Origin of the sequence: Rhodococcus sp. T9N (genome assembly GCF_024436645.1) — a bacterium.
Taxonomy (GTDB): domain Bacteria; phylum Actinomycetota; class Actinomycetes; order Mycobacteriales; family Mycobacteriaceae; genus Rhodococcus_F; species Rhodococcus_F qingshengii.
Genome location: NZ_JAMSKS010000001.1, coordinates 420,528 through 443,323 on the forward strand (window position 1 = coordinate 420,528; position 22,796 = coordinate 443,323).

Consider the following 22,796-nt stretch of genomic DNA (forward strand, 5'->3'; position numbering starts at 1 on the left):
ATCCCCCACAGAAGGCCCTACCCCGTCGAAATTCGCATAAACATCCGTGCACCGACACGCCGCAACGCGTACAAGAAGCGGCCACCGAGGGGAGTGCCGTTCACTCTCGTGTGTTATTCAGTGCTCATGAGCCAGTTACAGACCGATCCCCCCGTGGGCGGAACGCTGTCCACGATTCGCGCGCTTGCGCCCAACCTGGCTCCGAGCGAGCGACGCGTCGCGGACATCTGCATAGCCCGGCCCAAGGAGTTCGCCTGGTGGTCGGCGGCAGATGTGGCCGAGCACGCGTCCACGTCGACAGCAACGGTTATTCGAGCGTGTCAGAATCTCGGATTCAAAGGCTTTCAACATCTGCGGATGCTGCTGCTCAGAGATCTCGGCGCAACGGAATCACGCGTGCAGGATGCATCGCACACCAAGGACAGCATCGGGCTGATGCAAGCGGTATTCGGCGAAGTGGCGGCCGATCTCGGCGGAGCACTCACCACTGGATCGCGATGCTTTCGACCAGGCCGTCGAAGCCATCGCCGACGCCGACCGCGTACTCGTTGTGGGAAACGGGGTATCCGGGCCGTCGGCATCCGCAGTGGCTGTGCGGTTCATCCTGAACGGACGGACCGCGGAAGCACCCACCGATGCAGTGATGCAGCAGCTGACAGCCCGCCACCTCACCTCTCGAGACGTCTGTCTGGCGATCAGTGACAGTGGACTCAACTCGTTGACCCTCCAACCGGCCCATGCCGCGAAAGAGGCCGGCGCCACCGTCATCGGCGTGACCGGATACGCACGTTCCCCACTGGTGGAACTGGCCGACATGGGCCTGGTTCTCGGTGGCGGAACCGGGCCGTGGGGCGCGCACGGCGCTTCGGCAACCGTCATCCAGCTGACCTTTCTGATCGGCCTCCAGATCGCCGTCAGTGAACGACGCGGCGGGTCGGCGGAAGCTGCCGCCCAGACCCTCGAGCATGTGATCGGAATCCTCAATCACGGTTCCAATAGCTGAAATTCGGAGCCTCCATACGTTCCGGCCCGAATAGTTGCCCTGAGAATTACGGACATTTACGACGGCGTTCGATCACCGTTCACCTTCGACTGGCTAACTTCCGATGTAACGAAAATCCCCAATTTGATGCGATTGGGTAACGTCATTTCATCGGGAGAAGCCAATGGGCAGGATTCGAATAGAGAATCTGAGTCGGAAGTTCGCAGATGTCACCGCAGTCGACAACATCGACATCGATGTTCGTGACGGCGATTTCCTGGTCCTCCTCGGGCCCAGTGGCTGCGGTAAGACGACACTGCTGAGGATGCTCGCCGGCCTGCTGGAACCGACCAGCGGCCGGATATTGCTCGACGACGAAGACATCACCACCGCCCCCGCGCGTCGACGCGACGTCGCCATGGTGTTCCAGAACTATGCGCTCTACCCGCACCTCTCCGTGGCAAAGAACCTCGGATTCCCCTTAAAGGTGAAGAAGATCGACAAAGCCTCCGCAGTAGAGCGTGTCGAGGAGGTAGCACAGCAGCTCGAGATCGCACATCTGCTGGAGCGCAAGCCGAAGGAATTGTCTGGTGGCCAGCGCCAGCGAGTGGCGGTGGGACGCGCGATCGTTCGAAATCCGAAGGCGTTCTTGATGGACGAACCTCTGTCGAATCTCGACGCGAAGCTCAGAACGGCGACCCGTCGTGAGCTCACCGACCTCCACCGACGGTTGGGTGCCACCTTCGTCTACGTCACCCACGACCAGGTCGAGGCAATGACAATGGCGACGCGTATCGCACTGCTCAACCATGGCAGGCTCGAGCAACTCGGCACCCCGGAGGATGTCTACGATCGTCCGGCATCGGTGTTCGTCGCAGGATTTCTGGGCAGTCCAGCCATGAATCTTGTTGATGCGAGAGCATTCTCGACTGACGGACAAGTGAGGATTTCGGCAGAAGGACTCGAAGCCTCACTCTGGTCAGGGGAGACCGATTCGCGCGACGTCGTTCTCGGCATTCGTCCCGAACACCTCACACCGATACATCCAGGCACGGATTCCGGAACCGGTGCGCGTATCACCGTCGACGTCACTTCGGTCGAGAACCTCGGAAGCGAGCAAGTGGCATACTGCCAGGTCGGGTCGACCACGATCTGCGTGCGCGCTCCGCGACCGATCGCACTTCACGAGGGTCAGCCCGCGGTGCTGTCCGCCGAACTGCGCCATCTTCACCTCTTCGACCGATCCAGCGGACGGCGACTCGAATGGCTGGACATACCAGCAACATTGGACCTCGATTCACCTGTTCTCAGCTGAACCTTCAACTCGTCCTCGAACACTGCATTTCACCACCAGGAGATTTGTCATGCGCAAAACACGATGGAAGATCGCCACAGCATTGGCGGCATCCCTCGCCCTTGCCGGATGTGCCACGGGAGGTGCCACCACCGGCGGCTCCGATTCCGCAGTACAGGTTCCGGAACTCGACCCGAATCAGCAGGTCGACATCGTCTTCGAATCCTACAACCTTGCCCAGGCAGGTTTGTGGACAGACACCGTCACCGGTCTCATCTCCGACTTCGAGGCCGCCTACCCGAATATTCACGTCAAAGCTCAGCCGCCGCAGAGCGGTGGTGCGGCCGGTTCCGGCACCGCGAGCAGCGTGCAAACACAGATGCTCGCCGGTTCGCCACCCGATGTCGCTCAATTGACCTTCGACACACTTGATTTCGCCGTCACCGCGCTGAAAGCAAGAAATATCGACGACCTTGTCGGCAAGGACGCAGTGCAGGCGAACTTCGGCGGCGACCATCCCTTCCACCCCAGAGCTGCAACACTCGGCGACTGGAATGGGGAAACCTACGGCGTTCCGTACGTGTTCTCCACCCCGACATTGTTTTACAACTCCACCGCACTGACCGAGGCCGGGCTCCCGGCCGATACCGATCTCTCCACCTGGAGCAAGGTTGCCGCTGCCGCAAAGGCAGTGACCGCCAAGACAGGAAAGCCGTCGCTCGGAGTGAGCTGTTCGGTCAAGGGTGGCAGCTGGTGTATGCAGGCACTCTTCAAATCGGCCGGAGGGGGTGTGTTGTCCGAAGATCGCAAGACCATCGAATTCGGCGAGCCTGCCTCAGTGTCGGCAGTCTCCATGCTTCGTGGACTCTACGAGGACGGAGTCTTGGTGAACGCGGATTCGGCCACACAGTACGAAGGTTTCGCAAAGGGCGACATCGCGATCGATCTCAACACGTCTGGGCTGCAAGGCATGTTTGTCAGTTCTGCGGCCAAGGCGGGTTGGGATCTGCGCGCTACCGCGATGCCTGCCTTCGACGGGCACGCAGCGGTCCCCACCAATTCAGGTTCGGTCCTCTCCGTCTTCTCGCAAGACCCGGCAAAGGCCCGCGCTGCTTGGGAACTGATCAAATTCATGACCAGCGATCACGCGTACACACAGATCTCCACCAAGATCGGATACCTGCCTCTCCGCTCTTCGCTGACACAGGATCCTGCTGCACTCAAGCCATGGGCCGACAGCAATCCGCTACTGGCGCCCAACCTCAAGCAGCTCGACTCGCTTCAGCCGTGGCAGTCGTACCCCGGCAACAGCTACGTCCAGGTCGACGACATTCTCGCGCAAGCCATCGAGGAATCCGTGTTCTACGGCAAGGACCCGAAAGCGACCATGCAAGCCGCGCAGCAACGGGCTCAGGCCTTGATCGGCTGACACGGTCCATTCCAATTCCAGCGAACATCACTTCCGAATCGGGAACAACTATGACTACAGCTCTTCCGGTTCAGCGGGCCAATCGTCGGCTCGACCTGAACGGCACCTACAACTTTCGCGACGTGGGCGGATACGCTACCCGCGACGGCCTCAGCACCAAGTGGAACAAGCTCTTTCGTGCGGACGCTCTTCATCGACTCGATCAAGCTGACCGCGAGATCCTCCGCGCCCGTGGGCTGGCCTTCGTCATCGACCTGCGCGAGCAGGAAGAGTTGGACACAGCACCGAACGCTCTCGGAGGACTTGACCTCCAGCAACTCCACCTGCCCATCTTCGAGAGCGAAATAAACTCTCGAGAAACAAGTTTGGACCTCGCAGCAATCTACGCGAAGGTCATCGATCAATGCGGTGTCCGACTGGTTCGAGCTGTACGCGCAATAGCAGAGTCCGACGACAGCGCAGTACTCGTGCACTGCACGGCAGGCAAAGACCGTACCGGCCTCGTCGTTGCACTCGCTCTGGCAGCGGTCGGGGTTGACTACCGCGACATCGTCGCGGACTATTCGCTCTCGGAGGTCATGTTGGCCGGCGAGTGGGCAACGGCCATGGCCGTCAGGATGCGCGAATACGGCATCGGCGACGGGGAGAACCTCGCCCAGCTCGTCGGGGCAAGCCCGGCTGCGCTCATGCGTGCAAGCCTGCAAACCATCGACGATTCGTACGGAAGTGCGTCCGATTACCTTCTTGCCCATGGAATGAGCTCCGAAGAACTCGACCGCCTACATCTTGCACTGGTCAACTGACACACACTTGAAGGAGAATTTTTCATGTCCCAGTACGGCGAACCCGATCACTACATCTTGCACCTCAGCGATACTCACTTCGTCACCGACGGAGATCTTCTCCACGATTCCGTGGACAGCGATGCCAATCTGGCACGCATCTTCGAGCGACTGGAACGGACTGGCCAGAGTCCTGAGGCTATCGTCTTCACCGGAGATCTGGCCGACATGGGGGAACCCGAGGCATACGTGCGACTGCGCCAGATCGTCGAACCGGCCGCCGAACGGCTAGGCGCAAAGGTGATTTGGGTCATGGGAAATCACGACACACGCCCGGCATTCCGTAGCGGCCTGCTGGATGCCGCTCCGACCCAGGAATCCGTCGACTCGGTGGTCGACGTGAACGGCCTCCGCATCGTCGTGTTGGACAGCACTGTTCCCGGAAGCCATCACGGCCTGATCACCGACGAACAGCTCGCTTGGCTCGAAGAGGTTCTGGCTGTACCCGCACCACACGGAACCCTTCTCGCGCTGCACCATCCGCCAGTCCCGTCGGTTCAGGATGTCCTCACTTTGGTGGAACTGAAGGAGCAGAACAGACTTGCCACGGTACTCGAGGGAACCGATGTTCGCGGTATCCTCGGTGGCCACCTGCACTACTCGACCACCTGTACCTTCGCCGGAATTCCCGTCTCGGTTGCCTCAGCGACCTGCTACACACAGGATCTTCTTGCGAGCAAGGGCAGCACGCGCGGCCGCGACGGTGCGCAGGCATTCAACATGGTCCATGTGTTCCGAGATCGGGTTCTGCACACGGTAGTTCCGGTAGAGGAGTCGGCAACTGTATACGAAATGAGCGCGGAGTATTTTGCGGAGGCGATCTCCAAGCTGGTTCCTGGGAGCAATTCGTCCAGTCCCTCTGCTGCACTGGCGAATTGAGTTTCGAACATGTTTGTCGAAGTTCCAAGCACCGGCGGGTCGGAGTGTGCCGTAGCGGCGCGCCCGGCCCGTTCCGGGTTGGCGCCCCGCGCCTTGGTGCCCTATCTGTACCTGCTGCCGGCTGTGGTGTTGTTGATCGTGTGGATCTACAAGCCACTCGGCGAGACTGTCAATCTGTCCTTCTACAAGTGGAACATGGTTCCTACCACTCCCAAAGTAGCTGTAGGACTAGATAATTACACGCGTGTGCTCTCGTTGCCCGAGTTGCATCAGGCACTACGGAACACCGTGGTCTACACACTCGCCTTCATGCTGTTCTCGCTGTTGCTGCCGATCGTAATCGCGTTGGTGTCCAAGCGGATATCCGGACGATCCAAGACGATCTATCAAGCTCTGATCTTCGTCCCGTTCCTGGTGACACCGATCGCGGGCAGTGCCGTCTGGCGTTGGCTTTTCAATCCCGACGGCGGCGCAATCCCACGGGTGGCCGCAACGTGGGGAATAGAGATGGGCAACATCTTTCGTGATCCGAAATTCGCACTGCTAGGCGTCGTCGTGATCGTCGGATGGCAAATGCTCGGGTTCGGTGTCCTGGTCATCTCGGCTGGGCTTGCCGGCATCAACCCGGACTACGCTTCGGCAGCGTCACTCGACGGCGCATCCGAGGCGACGATCACCCGAAAGATAACGCTGCCACTGCTCTCCCCGACACTGGTCTTCCTCGCCCTCATGACGATTCTGCTGGGTGCGCAGTGGGCGTACCCCGTGATCGACATTCTCACCCAGGGTGGACCGAGCGGTGCGTCCACGAACATCTACTACCTGTTGTACCAGTTCGGTTTCCAGAACTTCGACGCCGGACTGTCAGCAGCCGCAGGCACTCTCTTCTTCATCGGCTTCGGAATCATCGCCGTCATCTTCGTCCGCCTGTCGGACCGACTGAGCTTCTACGACAATTAGGAACTGACATGGCATTTGTTCTGGTCGACGCGCCCAGCCAGACGCATGGTCCCGGTGCAACTCCGGCGGTGGAACACCTCGACAAACGGAGCAAGAACAATGACGGACCGGTCCGGTCCCGCTCTCGAACGCGGCGAGTGCTCGGGCATGTTGTCCTCGTGGCCGTGACCGTGTTCAGCATTTTCCCGATCTACTGGCTGTTCACCACGGCCTTTCGTCGCCCCGACGATTCTCTGTCGGCGAGTCCCCTCCCCTCGCCTTTCAGCCTCGAGAACTTCCGCTACGTGTGGAACACGATCCCGATGGCGTCGATGATGGTGAACACCTTCACCATGGCTTTGGCCATGTCGGTCAGCCAGCTGTTCGTCGCAATCCTTGCCGCGTACGGGTTCGCGCGGTGGAACTTCTTCGGCAAACAAGCGTTGTTTCTGCTCTTCGTCGGGTCGTGGCTGGTTCCGTTTCAGGTCACGATGATCCCCAACTACCTTCTCATTTCCCAGATGGGCTTGCTTAACACCGTCGCAGGCATCGTGATCCCGAACTTGTGCTCGGCTTTCGGAGTTCTGCTGATGCGTCAGCATATGGAGGCATTTCCACGGGAGTTACTGGACGCCAGTCAGATCGACGGACAGAACTCGTGGGCAACGCTGTGGAAGGTTGTGTTGCCCAACATGAAGCCCGCTCTCGCTGCACTCGGCATCATGCTGTTCATCTCGGCCTGGAACGAGTACCTTTGGCCCGCGCTGATCATGCGTCAGTCGAATTCCGTGCTGCAGATCGGTATCCGTAGCTTCCTCGGCGCCGAGGGGAACAACTGGGGTGCGATCATGGCGGCGTCCGGACTCGCGTGTCTGCCGATCTTCCTGATCTATCTCTTCCTTCAGCGCTACGTGCGCGACGCATTTGTTCAGTCCGGCCTCAAGTAGCGATCACCCGTTCTCAAAAACTGTTTACCGGGCACAGGAATTGGCGGGACTCGTTCCAGAAGGGGAAGAGGTCGGTGGTGGTGGCCGTGGGGTGGTCGATCTCGGCGAGAGTGTAGAAATCGAGAATCGTCCGCCCGGCGGTTGCGCTGACCTCGCATGCCTGCAAGCTCAGTTTCGCCTCCGCCACGAAGCCGATACTGCGGGCGAAAGGTCCGAGGGTCCCGGCATTGACAAAACCCTCGAGGTTTTGTCCCCACTGGTTGTAGTCCGACTGCAAAGCAAAGCTGCATGTTTCACCGAACAACTCGGTGCAGGTTGTCGGCTTCCCACCGATCGTGTGAACCGTATCGGCGAGCTCGTGCGAAGTACCTTCGCGCGGTGATCCGGAAAGGAGAAGCAAGACGGCGACGGCCAAGGCAACCACCAGAAGGATGCTCGCGGCCGTTGCCAGTATCGCCTTCACAATCCCTCGATCCACGTAAGTTCATGAGGGGAACCGTTTTTGGAACACCGGTCACTGGATTTGTACCCGTGACACTCGGGGTCCAAACATCGACCAGGCTGGGAGCCGTGCATCAGGCTGGGGGGTCGCGAGAGGATCTGTGGGAAAAAGCCGGGGGAGGATCGACACCCCCTTCCACTACCAATGTATATCGCACCGGGGGCCTTGCGGCAAGGCCCGGGTAGTGCCGCAGAATGGCTCTTCCGATCCCGCACGACCCACTACGGGATCGGAACAGCCAGCGGAAGTGAGGGCACGTGCCAACCCAGGGATACGAAGAAGAACTGCGATCCGAGCGGAACTATGTGGAGGGGCTCTACGCTCGCCTCGATGCGGAGCGCGCCCGAGTCAAGGACAGGTACAACACCGCTCTGCGCGGAAACGGCGAAGCACTCATGGAACGCGACGCCGAGGTGCGCGCGCTCGCCAAAGAGGTGAAGAGGCTGGACGTAGCCGACAACGGCCTGTGCTTCGGCCGGTTGGACTCGCTGTCGGGTGAGACTTCGTACATCGGCCGAATCGGCCTTCTCGATGCGGACAACGACTACGAACCGGTGCTGCTCGATTGGCGGGCGCCGGCATCTCGCCCGTTCTACGTTGCCACCGCTGCAAACCCGGAGAACATGCGTCGACGCCGTCAGTTCCACACACGCAGTCGACACGTGGTCGATTTCACCGACGAGGTACTCGGGCGCCCTGACGGCGCGGAACACGACACCCACAGCGATTCCGCCTTGCTCGCAGCAGTCAATGCACCCCGCGGTGAGGGAATGCGGGACATCGTGGCCACGATCCAGGCCGAACAGGACGACATCGTCCGACTCGAACACCCCGGGGTGCTGGTGATCGAAGGTGGCCCCGGTACCGGGAAAACCGTCGTCGCCTTGCACCGCGTCGCCTACCTGCTCTACACGCAGCGTGAGCGAATGGAACGTCACGGCGTTCTCGTGGTCGGGCCGAACCCGGCGTTCCTGAACCACATCGGCCGCGTACTGCCCTCACTGGGCGAGTCCGACGTGGTGTTCATGACCACCGGTGATCTCGTTCCCGGTCTACGCGTCACCGCCGAGGACACTCCGGAGGCCGCTGGGCTCAAAGGTTCGCTGAAGATCCTGGACGTTCTCGGCGCAGCGATTGCCGATCACCAACGATTGCCCGAGAACCCACTGTTGATCGAATTGGCGGACGTCACAGTGCGAATCGACGCCGAAACTGCGGAATGGGCCCGAGAAGAAGCTCGTTCGAGCGGACTCCCCCACAACGACGGTCGGACTGTGTTCACCGAAATCGTCACCTGGGCACTGACCGAGCGGGCGATAGCGCGGATCGGTAAGGGATGGTTGACACGCAGTGACCGTGAAGCCTGGGAACAAGTGCGCGCAGATCTGACCGCAGAGTTGGCGGAGAATGACGCGTTTGCCGCCGCACTCGACGCACTCTGGCCGATCCTGACACCGAAAGAGCTACTGACACAGCTGTTTACTTCGCCGGAACGCCTACGCAAGGCAGGCGCAGACGAGACACTGTTGCGCCGAGAGGGCGATGCCTGGACGGTGTCCGACGTTCCGCTTCTCGACGAATTGGTGGACATGCTCGGCCGGGACAAGCCCGTCGACCAGAGTGCCGAACGTGAACGCCGCGACGAGGCTGCGTATGCAGCGGGCGTGCTGGACATGATGATCAGTCGCGAAGACTTGATGGACGACGAGGATCATCTCCTCGCCCAGGACATGCTGTACGGCGAGGACCTGGCGGATCGTTTCGTCGAACGCGATACCCGGGAGCTCGCCGAACGCGCTGCTGCTGACCGAGACTGGACGTACAGGCATATCGTGGTCGACGAGGCACAAGAGCTGTCCGAGATGGACTGGCGAGTCCTGATGCGCCGTTGCCCGGACCGGTCTTTCACGGTGGTAGGCGATCTCGCGCAACGACGTTCACCCGCAGGTGCTCGCTCGTGGGCGACGATGATGGAGCCGTACGTTCCCGGCCGCTGGATCTACCGATCCCTGTCGGTGAACTATCGCACCCCCGCCGAGATCATGAGCGTCGCCGCCGCCTTGCTCGCCGAGTTCGCGCCAGACGTCCAGCCACCCGAGTCCGTCCGCGCCTGCGGGGTCCAACCGTGGTCCAAGCGAATCTCCGCCGACGAACTAGCCTCCGCCATCGACGAATTCAATCAGGACGAGGCCGGACGCGAGGGTACGAGCGTCGTCATCGGACCTGCGAGTGTGCCCGGCGCTGTGCCGGTTTCGGAAACGAAGGGCCTCGAGTTCGATGCCGTGCTCGTCGTGGAACCGGAGCGAATCATCGCCGACGGTCCACGTGGCGCCTCGGAGCTCTATGTCGCCCTCACCCGCGCAACCCAACGTCTCGGCGTCTTACACGAGGGGCCATTGCCGCACGCATTGACCGGGCTCGTCCGGGTCGGGACGGCCAGATCACCGCAGTCGTTCGCGGCGAGCGATGGTGCTGTGTAGGCCTTCGGCAGCGGCGCGAACGTAGGACACCTGGCTCTCGGGGACGAAGCGACTGGTGGGACCGGTGACACTGATGGCGGCGACGGGTTTGTCGTTGGTTCCGAATACCGGCGCTGCAACGCACGCGAGACCCGGCGCTGATTCCTCGCGCTCGAACGCAATACCGGTCTCGACCACTCGGTTCAGTTGGGTATTGAGAATGCCGGGCGCAACAATTGTGTGCGGGGTTCGGCGCGTCATCGGTTCCGACAGCACCTCGCGGCGAAACTCGTTGTCGGAGAATGCCAGGAGCGCCTTGCCGATCGCGGTGCAATAAAGCGGTATCCGGCCGCCGGTCCGGGACGGCGAGTTGGCTTGCCGGTGTCCGCCGATCTTCGCGACGTACACGACGTCGTGGCCGTCACGGACCCCCAGGTGGACTGTCTCGTGGGTCCGCTCGTACAGGTCCTGGAGGAACGGCATCGCCATCTCCAGGAGGCTACGTTCGAGAGAGGCGAGCATGCCGAGTTCGAAGAGGCCGCCGCTGAGCCGGTAGCCACCGTCGATACGGTCGAGTAGCCGGTTCGCGACCAGTTCGTTGGCCAGGCGGTGCACCGTCGCCTTGTGCAGGCCCGTCCGCTGGACCAGGGTGGCCAGAGGCAACACGTGGTCGTCGGCCCGGAAGGCGCGCAGGATCGTCACCGCCTTGCCGAGCACGGTGTCGAGGTTTGCGCTGCCAGTCACCTCCCCAGCGTATCGCTGAGTGAGACAGTTCCCTGGCGCAATCTCGGTGCCGCGGCGAAAGTAGTGGCCATGAGCCAGCCCACGAATACCAGTACAGCTAGCGAGACCGACATCGCAGCTGCTGCGGACCGCCTCGCAGCCGCCATCGCGAGCGGCACTCCCTGCGCGCCCGTGCGCGATCTGATCGGCGCCGACGACCTCGTCGCCGCCTACGCCGTCCAGCGCCGCGTCGACGAAATCCGTCGGCAGGCAGGGGCCGTGGTCGTAGGCCGCAAGATCGGCCTGACCTCGGTGGCAGTCCAGCAGCAGCTCGGTGTCGACCAGCCCGACCTCGGCGTGCTGTACGCCGACATGGAGTTCCCCGCCGGCGGCGCCATCCCCATGAGCCGTTTGATCCAGCCCAAGGTCGAAGCGGAAGTTGCCTTCGTGCTCGGTGCCGACCTCGTGGACGGACCGCTGGACAGTGCGCAGGTGCGCGGTGCGATCGACTACGCCGTCGCCGCGATCGAGATCTGCGACAGCCGCATCGAGTCGTGGGACATCAAGTTCGGTGACACCGTCGCCGACAATGCGTCCTCGGGCGTGTACGTCCTGGGAACCGAACGACGCACCCTCGACGAGGTGGAACCCGCCGGCGTCGTCATGTCGATGTCCGTCGACGGCACCGAGGTGTCCACCGGCGTCGGAACCGCCTGCCTGGGCGATCCGATCGAAGCCGTCGTCTGGCTCGCCCGCACTGCACGTGAGTTGGGGCAGCCGCTGACCGCAGGGCAGGTGATCCTGTCCGGCGCTCTCGGCCCCATGGCACCGGTCACCGCAGGCAACGTAGTCACCGTGACCGTCTCCGGGCTCGGTTCCGTCACCACCAGTTTCTCCAGCGAAGAGGACAACGCATGAGCAAGGTCAAGGTCGCGATCATCGGATCGGGCAACATCGGCACGGATCTGATGATCAAGGTGCTGCGTAACTCCGACTACCTGGAGATGGGCGCGATGGTCGGTATCGACCCCGCGTCCGACGGCCTCGCTCGCGCCGCGCGTCTGAACGTGCCGATCACGGCAGAAGGCGTCGAAGGCCTTGTCGGTCTGCCGAACTTCGACGAGATCGAGATCGTCTTCGACGCCACCTCGGCAAAGGCTCACGTGGCCAACAACGCGCGGCTGGCTCCCCTCGGCAAGCGCATGATCGACCTGACGCCTGCCGCGATCGGACCGTACGTCGTACCGGCCGTCAACGCGGACGAGCACTTGGACGCACCCAACGTCAACATGGTGACGTGTGGCGGCCAGGCCACCATCCCGATGGTTGCCGCTGTTTCTCGGGTCGTCCCGGTGGCGTATGCGGAGATCGTCGCGTCCATCGCCTCCAAGTCGGCCGGTCCCGGAACGCGCGCCAACATCGACGAGTTCACCGAGACCACGTCCGAGGCGATCGTGGCAGTCGGCGGCGCTCGTCGCGGCAAGGCCATCATCATCCTCAACCCCGCTGAGCCGCCGCTCATCATGCGCGACACGGTCTTCTGCCTCGTCGACGCACCGGACCCGGCTGTTCACGACGAGATCCGTCAGTCGATCGAGAAGATGGTCGGCGACGTGTCCGCGTATGTCCCCGGCTACCGGCTCAAGCAGGAAGTCCAGATCACCGAGATCCCGGCCGACCAGCCCGTCGAGACGTTGCTCGTCGACGGCAATCGCCCCACCCACCAGGTGTCGGTGTTCCTCGAGGTCGAGGGCGCGGCACACTACCTGCCTGCGTACGCCGGCAATCTCGACATCATGACGTCCGCCGGAATGCAGATCGCGGAGCGCATCGCCCAGCAGAAGGAAGCAACCAAGTGAGCAACCGCAAGATCTTCGTCCAGGACGTCACCCTTCGTGACGGCATGCACGCTGTCCGCCACCGCATTTCGCCCGCCGACGTCAAGCGGATCGTCACAGCTCTCGACGCTGCCGGCGTCGACGCGATCGAAGTAGCACACGGTGACGGCCTCGCCGGCGGCTCGCTCAACTACGGCCCCGGCTCGAACACCGACTGGGAATGGATCGAAGCAGCGGCCGAGGTACTCGAGCACGCTCGTCTCACCACGCTGCTACTTCCGGGTGTCGGCACGATCAGTGAACTCAAGCATGCCTACGACCTCGGTGTTCGCTCGGTTCGCGTTGCCACGCACTGCACCGAGGCCGACGTCTCCGCGCAGCACATCGAAACCGCCCGCGAGATCGGCATGGACGTCTCGGGCTTCCTGATGATGAGCCACATGGCGCCTGCCGAAGAACTGGCCAAGCAGGCTAAGTTGATGGAATCGTATGGCGCGCACTGCGTCTACGTCACCGACTCGGGTGGACGTCTGGTGATGAACGACGTCGCGGATCGTGTTCGTGCATACCGCGACATCCTCGACGAGGGCACCGAAATCGGTATCCACGCCCATGAGAATCTCTCGCTCTCGGTTGCCAATTCCGTTGTTGCAGTGCAGAACGGCGTCACCCGCGTCGATGCTTCGCTTGCCGGTCACGGCGCCGGTGCCGGCAACTGCCCCCTCGAGGCCTTCATCGCCGTCGCCAACATCGAGGAGTGGGAGCACGGCTGCGACCTGTTCGCCCTGCAGGATGCCGCCGACGACATCGTCCGACCGCTGCAGGACCGGCCGGTCCGCGTCGATCGCGAAACCCTCACTCTCGGCTACGCCGGCGTGTACTCGAGCTTCCTGCGCCACGCCGAAGCTGCGTCGGAGCGCTACGGAATCGACGTTCGCACACTGCTGCTCGAAGCTGGACGCCGCCGTCTGGTGGGTGGTCAGGAGGACATGATCGTCGACATCGCGCTCACCCTCGCAGCGCAGGCGACAAAGGAAGCAGTCTGACGCGCTGCCGAGTTCGCTGACACCCGAGTCCCGTCTCCGGACGAGGGCGGGACTCTGTCACGTAAAGGCCGGTGGTGACCATACGGTCACCACCGGCCTGGGCTGAATGGCTTACTTGGCGATAAAGTCGAGAATGTCTGCGTCCAAAGCCTTCTGGTAGTCGCCGTAGATTCCGTGCGGCGCACCCTTGTAGATCTTCAATGTGCCGTCATTGACCAATTCGATTGCCTTGAGGGCGGCTGCGCCAATGGGAACGATCTGGTCGTCGTCACCCTGCGCAATGAAGACGGGAACGGTCAACGCCTTCAAGTCCTCGCTGAAGTCCGTCTCCGAGAACGCCTTGACACAGTCGTAGGCAGCTGCCAGATTGACCAGCATTCCCTGGCGCCAGAAATCGTCCTTCGCCCCCTGGGACACGTTCGACCCCTCGCGATTTGCGCCGAAGAACGGCTCGGCGATGTCGCGATAGAACTGCGAACGGTCGGTGAGAACTCCGGACCGGATATCGTCGAACGCTTCGATCGGTGTGCCCTCCGGGTTGTTCTCCGACTTCACCATGATCGGCGGAACGGCGCCGGCGGTGATCACCTTGGCAACACGCCCTGCGCCGTGTTGCGCTGCGTACCGAACGACCTCGCCGCCTCCGGTCGAGTGACCGACGAGCGTCAGATCGTGGAGGTCGAGCGCTTCGACGAGTTCAGCCAGATCACGGGCATAGGTATCCATGTCGTTGCCCTGATAGGTCTTCGAGGACCGGCCGTGGCCGCGACGGTCGTGTGCGATGGCACGGTAACCGGCGTCGGCGAGCACCTTGAGTTCCAACTGCCAGGCGTCCGAGGAGAGGGGCCAACCGTGGCTGAGCAGCACAGGCCTCCCGGCGCCCTGTTCGGTGGAGTAGATCTCGGTTCCGTCGGAAGTGGTGATGTACGGCATGATGTCCTCCTGGGCGAAAGGTTCTCGTTGGGTAACAAGAACATTCGTCCACTTCAGGAGCGATGTCGTCGCTGCTGGCTTCCATTGTGGGGGAGCGCTACCCGGGGAACCCACTACCGGCTAACTGGTAGAGGGATCGATGCGAACGGTGATGGTGGTGCCACCACCGACCGGGCTCGAGATCGTCAGAGTTCCTCCAACCGCGGCAACGCGGTCCTGCAGCCCGATCAGACCCGAACCGCTTTCGGCGTCTGCTCCCCCCTTGCCATCGTCACTGATGGTGAGGTCCAGACGACCCTCTTGCGAGACGGCCGCGATCGTAACCACGGACGCGTCGGCATATTTCGCGGTGTTGGTGAGCGCTTCAGCGACAACGTAGTACGCCGCGACTTCCACAGAATCGGTTAGTCGAGTGACGATCTCGGCTGTGAGCGCGACCGGGATCGGACTGCGGCGAGCCAAAGTCTTCAGCGCCGGCGCGAGACCCCCGCGGGACAGGATCGCCGGGTGAATCCCTCGCGAGAGTTCACGAAGATCGGTATTGACTTGAGCCAGTGTCTCAACGGTGCGGGCCAAGCTGATTCGCAGCTCATCGAATCCGTCGGGAACTGCGGCCTGCGCGCCGCGTAACTCCATCCCGAGAGTGACGATCCGCTGTTGCGCCCCGTCGTGCAGGTCACGTTCGATGGTTCGGCGGGCTTTGTCGGCTGCAGCCACGACGCGCGCCCTGGACCGTGTGAGCTCGCGCCTGGTTTCACCGTTGTAGACCGCGGTTGCGAGCAGGTCTGCGAAGTCGGTCAACCGGTCCTCGACGTCACTCGCGAGAACACGTCCCGTACCGCCGATGATTACAGCTCCCCACGTCCGACCGTCGACGTTGATCGGTACCCCGATTCCCGTACGCAACCCGCGTCCGCGCAGCCTCCCCGCGATCGCCCCTGTCGCAGTGGTGAAGTCGATGGCAATCGGCGCACCCGAAGTCTCGACAATCGTGCAGACGTTGTATCCACCGACAGGGAAGCGTTCACCCGGGATCAATCGTTCTCCGGTTGTAGTATCGTCCCGCGCAGCGAGAATTGTGAAGTAGTCGTCGTCGTCGTAACGCACGACCGACACGTGTTCGATGTCCAGTCCGTCGGCCAACTCCGCGGCGACAGCATGATGGACATCGTCGGGTTCGGCTCTCGAGGCAACAAGTGTCGCTACGCGTCGCAGTGAAGCCTGCCGACGCGCCAACGCGAGAGTCTGTTCGAGAAGTACCCCGCGATCTCGCACAGCGGCAAGCAGGGCCTCGAGCGACGGTACGATTCGTTGAACGCGGCGAGCATCGGCCTGGGTCAACTCTGCCGGTACAAGTAGCGAACCCGCGACACAGGCTCCATCCCGTAGAACGATCCGCCTCTGCCCGCGCCCCACCGGGGCATCCGCGGGCCCTAACTTCGCATACGGCGCGGGCAGGTCGAGCACGGCGGACAATCGCACGCTCGCGTCGTCAAGCATCTCCACTACATTCGACGTCCGAAGCATCGTCCGAGCCAGCGCAGCCAACAGATCCGCCTCACGACGACGCTGATCCGATTCCATGGCGCGAAGACGTGACTGACCGACGAGAACGTTGGTCAGCAAGGCCAGGACGAGAAAAACCACCACTGCCGGTACAAGGCTTTCACGGCTTTCGACGACGTGGATGTAGGCGTACGCGGCAGTGCTGGCAACCGCCGTCGCAATTGACAGCCGAAATCCCCAGCCTGCCGAAACGACGAGGACACCGAAAAGAAAAACCGCGCCGAACGCATTCTCGGGTGCAATCCGCTTCAACATCAGAACGAGAAGAATCTCCACGACAATCAATCCCGTAGCCAGGGCGATGCCCCAACCGAGGGGAGGAGCGCTCGGACGCAGCACGGACGTGACGAGACGGCCGCGCAACGGAACTGACGAAGTCATCGGACGCCCGGGTTCCCCGAGAAATTACGGGTAGCGGTAATGCCGGGTGCGCCGACGTCTGACAGCCTTGACAGGGTGAAGTCTTCCGACCGGAGCTGCCTCATCGTCGACGACAGCGATGCATTCTGCACCGCTGCACGACGAGTGCTCGAGGCCGCGGGTATGACGGTTGTCGGAACCGCATCCAGCCTCGGCACGGCCATCACAGTGGCCGAAGCTACCCACCCCGACCTGGTCCTGGTGGACATCGACCTCGGTTTCGAAAGCGGATTCGACGTGGTGGAGGTTCTCCACGCCGCCGGTTTGGCGCCGACGCCGGCCATCATCCTTGTGTCGACACACGACGAAGAAGACTTCGCCGATCTTGTCGAATCGAGTTCAGCCATCGGATTCCTCTCGAAGTTCGAACTGTCCGCAGACTCGATTGCGCGGATTCTTTCGCAAGGATGAGTATGCCGATTCAAACGCAGACACCCGTCAGCTGACGGCATCGAGATACATGATGACTGCGCGCACGCGGCGATGGTCGTCGGCGGTACTCTCCAGATCGAGCTTGGTGAGGATGCTCCGCACGTGCTTTTCGACGGTGCCCTCGGTGATCCACAGCCGACGCCCTATCCCCACGTTCGACAGGCCTTCTGCCATCAGCGTCAGCACTTCTCGCTCGCGGACGCTAAGTGCCGCCAACGGGTCGTCACGTCGCCTGGCCGCCACCAATTCGTAGACCAGAGCGGGATCGATGACCGAGGCGCCGGCTGCGATCCTGTCGAGCGTCGCGACGAAATCGTCTACGTCGGTCACTCGACTCTTGAGGAGGTACCCGATCCCCTTCCCTCCGTCGAGAAGCTCCAACGCATGATCGACCTCGACATGTGCTGACAGTAAAAGCATTGCAACGGAGGGGAACTCTCTTCTTATACGCAGCGCTGCGTCGAGCCCTTCCGAAGTGTGTGACGGTGGCATCCGGATGTCGATGATGGCCAGTTGCGGATTTTGCCCGTCGACCAGTGTCAGCAGTTCGTCCGCATCCCCTGCCTGTCCGACGATTTCCAGGCCTGCCCGAGTGAGCAGGCTGGCCACCCCCTCCCGTAGGAGCACGTCGTCGTCGGCGATGACCACTCGCAGGGCCGTCACAAGACTCGGCTCGATACCTGTTGCACGAGGGCCGCCTTCCACTTGCAGTCCGCACTCGCAAGTGCGTGGCGGCCGGAGATGGGACCACCGCTTAAAAGATAACGGACATATGCCACCTTCACCGCTCTGATCTCGAGGAGCGAAACCGTCGTGCGCAGATTCCGCACTCAACGCTGCGAGTCTCCCCACATCAATACAAGCCAAACCCTATCGATTTCCGAAAATGCTTGCAGGCGAATGGTTATCCTTTGACACGAAGATGCACTGCGAGTCCCCCAGGTCTCGTCATCGCTCCACATTTCGGCCAAGACCCGATACCACCATGCTCGAAGCCACGAGTTCTATATTCTGAGTCCGTGGAAGCTACCGAATACCGTGACTCGCTGAGGTCCGTCCTCGACACCACATCGTCGGTAGTCGAAAGCCGGCTGGCGGCGATGCGCGCCGCGGCGACAGCACATGCCGAAGGCATTGTCATCGACGTCTCCGTGGACCAGGACGGCGAGGGCACTTTCGGCGTCTGGGCGCGATTCGACGATCCGGATGCGTTCAGTTTGAATCAGCAGATCGGCGACGAGCGGGAGCTTTTCAGCGTGATCTGGGGTGAGGAAGGCTGGGAGCCACCGGTTCCCACTCGTCCGCGAGAGTGGTCACGCACGGAACTCGAGAAAGTTATCGTCGGTGTCGTTGCCGAGTGGATCGGCGCGCTCGTTCCCCCGACTGCATCCGAACTGCACTGGGAAGTAACAACTCCCGACGGAGCGACCGACCCGATACCTGTGGGCCCCGATTTCGGTAGTGGACATTCGCCTCAATGAAGCGCGGAAGCTGTCGGCGAGACGGACGACTTCGAACCACTGTTGTGATCGATGTTGCGATGTCACCGACCGGTCGAACCGTCGATAAGTTCGCGGAGGATGTCAGCGTGCCCGGCATGGCGCCCGGTCTCTTCGCTGAAACGTCGCTTTCCAATCCGTCACGTTTTCGGCGAGAAACATCGATCGTTCGACAAAGGTCAAATGATTGACCAGCCCGAGCAAGGTTGTTCCCGACCGAACAATTGTGGTGCGCACCTGAGGTTCCGGAGCACCTTCAACCTCGGCAGCGATCGAATCACGCAGGTAGTCGAGAAACGCGCGCAGCGTATCGGTCTCGCTAATCCCTGTCCGGGGCGGTGGGACATCACGGCGGCTCCGACGCGACGTTGCCATGGTGGATCTCCTTCCTCGGTGAAGAACGACGAAGAGGCTTCATTCCTGGATAGGCAGTACCGATCCTTCCGAACTCACGCCGATCCCGCATCAAATTTTGCCGTTGCGGCAAAGGCCGGCTTAATTGCCGGTATCACCGCGCCGAATGCAGGTCGCGCACAAGTTGAGGCGTCCGCCACTTGCCGACCTCGAACGGCCACCGCCGCAGCGGATAAGCGAGACGGGCCACGAAGTAATTGACGTATTCGACGACGCCGAAAGCCCACACCACCATGATGGCCGCCGCAGTGACGAAATGATCTGGTAGCCAAATGAGCACGCCGAGGAGACCGACCGCCAAGACGACAATGTCGAGGACCCGAAACACACGGTAGAGCGCCGCGAGGCGGGCAGGCATCGGCGCCTGCTCGACCCAGCCTCGGGCAAGCAGCCAATAGACACCCGCTTGCACGAGAACCACGAGCATTGGGGCCAGCGCCGACCACAGCGCCGCGGAGTCTTTCGGACCTTCGAGCCGAGGCATCACGACGCTGACAGCCACGGCGGCAAACACTCCCGCGGCGGCCAGTTCGCCAAGACCGAGGCTCAGGTACCTGCGTCGCAAACTCATTCGCCGTTGATCCACCACGTGAGAGACCATATCCGTTGATCACCGCGCAGCGGGTGCGCAGCAGCTTCGAGGCTTTGCCTGAGATGGATCAGGCTCACAGCCAAAGGAATACGGTTCACCTCGACTTGATTCGGGCGGATCATCCGGCACGTGTTGGCGGATCCGGCGGGAAACCTTTTCTGCCTAGGCAATCCACACTAGGGCTTGTCTGAAAACTAGTCCGAGATCGAGTCCACTGCTCATCCGACAAAGCCTGAAAGTGCGTCACCCGATCAGCAGTACATACATTCGTTCGCATACAGTCGGATGTGTCCCAGCGGCACCCCAGACTGGAATGTCCGCTGTGTCAAATCTGCCGACAGGGGGGCTGGACGGGTGGGATCGCCTGACTTACTGGGTCTGACGGCCTCGCTGTCGTCGTCGACGCTTGTCCTCGCGTTCGTTGCCGGGATTCTTCCGCGAGTCGTCGGTGATGAACCGAATCCCGTTGTCGGCATACGCACGAAGGCGACGATCTCGAGCCCCGAGGCGTGGCAATTGGCCCATCGGATTGCGTGGCCCCTTCTACGCCGGACGGTGTGGATAGCCGTAGTGGGACTGTGCATGCAGGTCGTCATCGGTGTCGTGACAGGTTTCGGATCTGTGGTGTCGGCTGTCGCCTCAACAGTCGTGTTTCTAGCGGTGCTCCTTGTCCTGCTCTGTGCAGCGTTGAAGGGCAACGCTGCGGCAAAATCGTTGCGGCGCTGACCACCCGGGCCCGCATTTGTCAGAGGTGCCCTAGTTCTCCGATTTCAGTTCCCGATACGCGGTCGTTCGCGCCGGCGTGGTCCACGGTCCCGCATCTCGAGGATCGCCGCTGCCGTGGACGCGACCGTCTTGTCGTCGTCGCGTGTCAGCCGGGCGAGCGCTTCCCGGGCCGCCGCGCCGGGAATCTCAGCGAGTGCCTGCGTGATTCGCAACCTCGTCGGGGCGTCGTCAGTGCCGTCGAGTCTTGCCTGCACGGCATCGACGACCTCACCGCTTGTCGGTGAGTGCTCCGCGAGAAGACCGAGCACCTCTCCGGCCTCGACGTCGCGTCGCCCGTCGGCGACCATCTCGAGGAGAGCGGGCATCGAAACGGTCTCTCCGCGAGATCCGAGGGTGAGAGCAGCGTCGGCGCGGACTATCGCGTCCGAATCATCGAGAGCTCGCTTCAGCGCCCGAGTTGCTTCCTCGGTGTGGATCCCGGAGATGGCCGACGTCGCGCGGCGTCGAACCTCGACGTCCTCCGATTCGAGCCCCTTCGTGAGACCTGCAAGGCCCGCACCTTCGGTCCTCGCCAACGCCCACTGCAACGCTCCGGCCACGTTGGCATCCTTCTCCGACAGGATGGCCTCGACGAGTGCGTCGACGGGCAACGCCGCATTCAGCTCCTGCGACAGGATCGCTTGCTGACGATGAGCAGCGAACTCGGATTCGAGTGCACGCAACAGCGAGACCATGCGCAGGACGTCGTCCCACTCCGAAGGGGCGCTGGCATCGACCCTTTCGAGTTTGGTCAGCAATTCCTCCTCCGCCGCGATCCGTTGCCGAGTGTGTTGCATGAGTTCACCCACCAAATCGGCCGGCGCGAAGTCGGGTTCGTCCAGTGCACGCTTGGCCTCGTTCAACGAGAGCCCCAACGTCCTCAAGCTCTCGACGTGGAAGAGTCGACGGATGTCGTCGGCGGAGTACTCCCGGTAACCGCTGGATGTGCGGCCCGTCGGCTTCACCAGTCCCAAGGTGTCGTAGTGACGCAGCATCCGTGTGCTGACACCACAACGCCGCGAGACCTCGCCGATCAACATCCGTCTCCCCTTCCTACGCGTCCGGGCCGATTGCCGCGACGCGCTTCGCCAACTCGTGTGAGAGTGCGAACCCACCGTCGGGGTCGTGCCAGAGTTGCTTTGTAGCATCAGCATGCGCCCGGGCACGCGGATTCGGGCTCATTCCGGCCGCGTCGAGCACCGGGAGTACAGCCTCGCCGAGCCCGGTCAGAGCACGGCTCAGACTGAGCTGCATCTGCAGTTCGCCCCGCCCGAGTTCGGTCGCCAGATCCGCTGCGAGTGCACCCTCGACTCCTGCCGGCACGAGTGCCACTGCGGCGCGCCACGCACTGCGCGCGACCTCGTCGTCCTGGTCGTGCACCAGCGCAGAGACCTCGGGCCACGCGATCGGATCGCCGATCTTGGACAAGGTGTGGAGCGCCTGACTGCGGGCTTGCGAACCATCGGACCCGAGCTCACGGATCAGCCTCGGCACCGTAATTTCGGCCGGCAAGCGGCACAATGCCCAGGTCAGCATGTCGCGGACGAAGAAGTCCGGCTCGACGGCGCACCGATCGATCAGGGCATCCGTCAGCTCAGGGTCCGGGCGCGTGCCGACAGCGAGCGCGGCGCGCAGCCGAACCGAGGGATCAGCCGCGGCCAATGCGTCGACGAGGTGAGCATTCTGTCCACCATGGTTGGTTGTGTTCACGACAACCACCTCCTTCGTCGACCATTGGAGTCCTTGTCACTGTGTCAAGGTCAAGCGTCGCTGTCTCCGACACGGGAAATATCGCCTCGGATCACACGCCGGTTGTCGATCCTGGCCGAAAGATCATCAGCACGACGACAACGGCCCAGAGCAGATTGAAGATCCCCGTCGCTGTGCCCAGTCGACGGGTGAGCCGCGTTGCGACATCCACAACGGACCCGGTTCCTTCGATCGCCGCCATTGTCAGCCGTTGGGCGGGAAGCACGACCGCGGCGAGTATCACGGCGGCAACGACGGTGAGTGCGATCGAGGTGAGGATCCACAGGTCACCGAGCACTCCGAGATTGACGGCGGTGGCGACACCGAGCATCGGAACGACAACGCCGATCGTGGCATACACCCGAACGATGCGATGCAGCATGCCCGTCGTCGCAACACTCGCGCTGTCCGGATCGGCGAGCGCGGCGCGGCTCGCCACCGGGAACATACTCGCCGCCACAGCGACGGGGCCGATGGCAAGAATGGCCGCAATCACGTGGAGGGACAGCAGGATTCCGGTCATGAGATTTCTCGCGTTTCGGTACG

At 62.2% G+C, this 22,796-nt stretch carries 24 protein-coding genes and 2 pseudogenes; 15 read left to right on the forward strand and 11 right to left on the reverse strand.

What is annotated here, in order from left to right:
- Positions 1 to 126 precede the first annotated feature (126 nt).
- The 8 genes and pseudogenes from M1L53_RS02010 to M1L53_RS02045 all read left to right on the forward strand — a co-directional run.
- Positions 127 to 318, forward strand: a pseudogene (locus tag M1L53_RS02010) (MurR/RpiR family transcriptional regulator); the annotation flags it as partial.
- A 232-nt stretch (positions 319 to 550) separates the two neighbouring features.
- On the forward strand, positions 551 to 1,003 hold the full coding sequence (locus M1L53_RS02015; RefSeq protein WP_232319083.1) for an SIS domain-containing protein: 453 nt from the start codon (positions 551 to 553) through the stop codon (positions 1,001 to 1,003).
- 163 nt (positions 1,004 to 1,166) lie between these two features.
- On the forward strand, positions 1,167 to 2,297 hold the full coding sequence (locus M1L53_RS02020) for an ABC transporter ATP-binding protein (protein WP_054188315.1): 1,131 nt from the start codon (positions 1,167 to 1,169) through the stop codon (positions 2,295 to 2,297).
- 49 nt (positions 2,298 to 2,346) lie between these two features.
- On the forward strand, positions 2,347 to 3,705 hold the full coding sequence (locus M1L53_RS02025; RefSeq protein WP_054188316.1) for an extracellular solute-binding protein: 1,359 nt from the start codon (positions 2,347 to 2,349) through the stop codon (positions 3,703 to 3,705).
- Positions 3,706 to 3,755: 50 nt separating this feature from the next.
- Complete coding sequence (locus M1L53_RS02030; protein ID WP_054188317.1) at positions 3,756 to 4,508, forward strand: tyrosine-protein phosphatase; 753 nt, start codon at positions 3,756 to 3,758, stop codon at positions 4,506 to 4,508.
- A gap of 24 nt (positions 4,509 to 4,532) precedes the next feature.
- The gene (locus tag M1L53_RS02035; protein WP_054188318.1) at positions 4,533 to 5,426 is read left to right on the forward strand and encodes a phosphodiesterase; all 894 of its coding nucleotides are present in this window, start codon (positions 4,533 to 4,535) and stop codon (positions 5,424 to 5,426) included.
- Between the two features lie 9 nt (positions 5,427 to 5,435).
- Positions 5,436 to 6,386, forward strand: a complete 951-nt coding sequence (locus tag M1L53_RS02040) for a carbohydrate ABC transporter permease (RefSeq protein WP_054188319.1) — start codon at positions 5,436 to 5,438, stop codon at positions 6,384 to 6,386.
- 8 nt (positions 6,387 to 6,394) lie between these two features.
- Positions 6,395 to 7,312, forward strand: coding sequence for a carbohydrate ABC transporter permease (locus M1L53_RS02045; protein ID WP_054188320.1), 918 nt, complete (start codon positions 6,395 to 6,397; stop codon positions 7,310 to 7,312).
- Between the two features lie 13 nt (positions 7,313 to 7,325).
- Here M1L53_RS02045 and M1L53_RS02050 read toward each other — a convergent pair whose 3' ends face one another.
- On the reverse strand, positions 7,326 to 7,790 hold the full coding sequence (locus M1L53_RS02050) for a hypothetical protein (RefSeq protein WP_225320190.1): 465 nt from the start codon (positions 7,788 to 7,790) through the stop codon (positions 7,326 to 7,328).
- 281 nt (positions 7,791 to 8,071) lie between these two features.
- Here M1L53_RS02050 and helR point away from each other — a divergent pair, with 281 nt between their 5' ends.
- Positions 8,072 to 10,294, forward strand: a complete 2,223-nt coding sequence (gene helR / locus M1L53_RS02055) for an RNA polymerase recycling motor ATPase HelR (RefSeq protein WP_083471229.1) — start codon at positions 8,072 to 8,074, stop codon at positions 10,292 to 10,294.
- Here helR and M1L53_RS02060 read toward each other — a convergent pair.
- Entirely contained in the window at positions 10,256 to 11,017 is a 762-nt protein-coding gene (locus M1L53_RS02060; RefSeq protein WP_003942865.1) for an IclR family transcriptional regulator, read from the reverse strand. The genes helR and M1L53_RS02060 overlap by 39 nt on opposite strands.
- 69 nt (positions 11,018 to 11,086) lie before the next feature.
- Here M1L53_RS02060 and M1L53_RS02065 point away from each other — a divergent pair, with 69 nt between their 5' ends.
- From M1L53_RS02065 to dmpG, 3 genes are read left to right on the forward strand one after another with little or no spacing between them, the layout of a single operon-like run.
- A complete protein-coding gene (locus tag M1L53_RS02065; protein ID WP_007735684.1) occupies positions 11,087 to 11,914 on the forward strand; it encodes a 2-keto-4-pentenoate hydratase in 828 nt (275 codons plus the stop codon).
- A complete protein-coding gene (locus M1L53_RS02070) occupies positions 11,911 to 12,855 on the forward strand; it encodes an acetaldehyde dehydrogenase (acetylating) (protein ID WP_003943168.1) in 945 nt (314 codons plus the stop codon). Before M1L53_RS02065 ends, M1L53_RS02070 begins: the two co-directional genes overlap by 4 nt.
- Positions 12,852 to 13,880, forward strand: coding sequence for a 4-hydroxy-2-oxovalerate aldolase (gene dmpG, locus M1L53_RS02075; RefSeq protein WP_007735683.1), 1,029 nt, complete (start codon positions 12,852 to 12,854; stop codon positions 13,878 to 13,880). Before M1L53_RS02070 ends, dmpG begins: the two co-directional genes overlap by 4 nt.
- Positions 13,881 to 13,991: 111 nt before the next feature.
- Here dmpG and M1L53_RS02080 read toward each other — a convergent pair whose 3' ends face one another.
- The gene (locus tag M1L53_RS02080; protein ID WP_054188321.1) at positions 13,992 to 14,813 is read right to left on the reverse strand and encodes an alpha/beta fold hydrolase; all 822 of its coding nucleotides are present in this window, start codon (positions 14,811 to 14,813) and stop codon (positions 13,992 to 13,994) included.
- A gap of 120 nt (positions 14,814 to 14,933) precedes the next feature.
- Positions 14,934 to 16,760, reverse strand: coding sequence for an ATP-binding protein (locus M1L53_RS02085; protein ID WP_054188322.1), 1,827 nt, complete (start codon positions 16,758 to 16,760; stop codon positions 14,934 to 14,936).
- Between the two features lie 75 nt (positions 16,761 to 16,835).
- Between M1L53_RS02085 and M1L53_RS02090 the strand changes: the two genes are divergently transcribed.
- A complete protein-coding gene (locus M1L53_RS02090; protein WP_223304479.1) occupies positions 16,836 to 17,210 on the forward strand; it encodes a response regulator transcription factor in 375 nt (124 codons plus the stop codon).
- A 27-nt stretch (positions 17,211 to 17,237) separates the two neighbouring features.
- Here the strand turns inward: M1L53_RS02090 and M1L53_RS02095 are convergent, their stop codons facing one another.
- Positions 17,238 to 17,894, reverse strand: coding sequence for a response regulator transcription factor (locus M1L53_RS02095; protein WP_030537435.1), 657 nt, complete (start codon positions 17,892 to 17,894; stop codon positions 17,238 to 17,240).
- Positions 17,895 to 18,250: 356 nt separating this feature from the next.
- Here M1L53_RS02095 and M1L53_RS02100 point away from each other — a divergent pair, with 356 nt between their 5' ends.
- On the forward strand, positions 18,251 to 18,712 hold the full coding sequence (locus tag M1L53_RS02100) for a DUF6389 family protein (RefSeq protein ID WP_054188324.1): 462 nt from the start codon (positions 18,251 to 18,253) through the stop codon (positions 18,710 to 18,712).
- 62 nt (positions 18,713 to 18,774) lie between these two features.
- Here M1L53_RS02100 and M1L53_RS34840 read toward each other — a convergent pair whose 3' ends face one another.
- The 3 genes and pseudogenes from M1L53_RS34840 to M1L53_RS02110 form a co-directional block, all read right to left on the reverse strand.
- A complete protein-coding gene (locus tag M1L53_RS34840) occupies positions 18,775 to 18,867 on the reverse strand; it encodes a DUF664 domain-containing protein (RefSeq protein ID WP_370852753.1) in 93 nt (30 codons plus the stop codon).
- Positions 18,868 to 18,946: 79 nt separating this feature from the next.
- Positions 18,947 to 19,105 (reverse strand): annotated as a pseudogene (locus tag M1L53_RS34845) (mini-circle protein); the annotation flags it as partial.
- A gap of 133 nt (positions 19,106 to 19,238) precedes the next feature.
- Positions 19,239 to 19,715, reverse strand: a complete 477-nt coding sequence (locus tag M1L53_RS02110; protein ID WP_030537437.1) for a hypothetical protein — start codon at positions 19,713 to 19,715, stop codon at positions 19,239 to 19,241.
- A 375-nt stretch (positions 19,716 to 20,090) separates the two neighbouring features.
- Between M1L53_RS02110 and M1L53_RS02115 the strand changes: the two genes are divergently transcribed.
- Positions 20,091 to 20,462 (forward strand): SdpI family protein, encoded by a 372-nt coding sequence (locus M1L53_RS02115; RefSeq protein ID WP_054188325.1) that lies wholly within the window; start codon positions 20,091 to 20,093, stop codon positions 20,460 to 20,462.
- A 44-nt stretch (positions 20,463 to 20,506) separates the two neighbouring features.
- On the opposite strand, the gene M1L53_RS02120 is transcribed toward M1L53_RS02115, so the two are convergent.
- The 3 genes from M1L53_RS02120 to M1L53_RS02130 form a co-directional block, all read right to left on the reverse strand.
- Positions 20,507 to 21,541 (reverse strand): HEAT repeat domain-containing protein, encoded by a 1,035-nt coding sequence (locus M1L53_RS02120; protein ID WP_054188326.1) that lies wholly within the window; start codon positions 21,539 to 21,541, stop codon positions 20,507 to 20,509.
- Positions 21,542 to 21,554: 13 nt separating this feature from the next.
- Entirely contained in the window at positions 21,555 to 22,220 is a 666-nt protein-coding gene (locus M1L53_RS02125; protein WP_185744475.1) for a HEAT repeat domain-containing protein, read from the reverse strand.
- 82 nt (positions 22,221 to 22,302) lie between these two features.
- The gene (locus M1L53_RS02130; RefSeq protein WP_054188327.1) at positions 22,303 to 22,773 is read right to left on the reverse strand and encodes a DUF2269 family protein; all 471 of its coding nucleotides are present in this window, start codon (positions 22,771 to 22,773) and stop codon (positions 22,303 to 22,305) included.
- Between the last annotated feature and the right edge of the window lie 23 nt (positions 22,774 to 22,796).

Bases quoted from the DNA above. Each gene is read 5' to 3' on its own strand.
- M1L53_RS02020 (WP_054188315.1), top strand. From the start codon at position 1,167: ATGGGCAGGATTCGAATAGAGAATCTGAGTCGGAAGTTCGCAGATGTC.
- M1L53_RS02025 (WP_054188316.1), top strand. From the start codon at position 2,347: ATGCGCAAAACACGATGGAAGATCGCCACAGCATTGGCGGCATCCCTC.
- M1L53_RS02030 (WP_054188317.1), top strand. From the start codon at position 3,756: ATGACTACAGCTCTTCCGGTTCAGCGGGCCAATCGTCGGCTCGACCTG.
- M1L53_RS02035 (WP_054188318.1), top strand. From the start codon at position 4,533: ATGTCCCAGTACGGCGAACCCGATCACTACATCTTGCACCTCAGCGAT.
- M1L53_RS02040 (WP_054188319.1), top strand. From the start codon at position 5,436: ATGTTTGTCGAAGTTCCAAGCACCGGCGGGTCGGAGTGTGCCGTAGCG.
- M1L53_RS02045 (WP_054188320.1), top strand. From the start codon at position 6,395: ATGGCATTTGTTCTGGTCGACGCGCCCAGCCAGACGCATGGTCCCGGT.
- M1L53_RS02065 (WP_007735684.1), top strand. From the start codon at position 11,087: ATGAGCCAGCCCACGAATACCAGTACAGCTAGCGAGACCGACATCGCA.
- M1L53_RS02070 (WP_003943168.1), top strand. From the start codon at position 11,911: ATGAGCAAGGTCAAGGTCGCGATCATCGGATCGGGCAACATCGGCACG.
- M1L53_RS02080 (WP_054188321.1), bottom strand. From the start codon at position 14,813: ATGCCGTACATCACCACTTCCGACGGAACCGAGATCTACTCCACCGAA.
- M1L53_RS02085 (WP_054188322.1), bottom strand. From the start codon at position 16,760: ATGACTTCGTCAGTTCCGTTGCGCGGCCGTCTCGTCACGTCCGTGCTG.
- M1L53_RS02110 (WP_030537437.1), bottom strand. From the start codon at position 19,715: ATGAGTTTGCGACGCAGGTACCTGAGCCTCGGTCTTGGCGAACTGGCC.
- M1L53_RS02120 (WP_054188326.1), bottom strand. From the start codon at position 21,541: ATGTTGATCGGCGAGGTCTCGCGGCGTTGTGGTGTCAGCACACGGATG.
- M1L53_RS02130 (WP_054188327.1), bottom strand. From the start codon at position 22,773: ATGACCGGAATCCTGCTGTCCCTCCACGTGATTGCGGCCATTCTTGCC.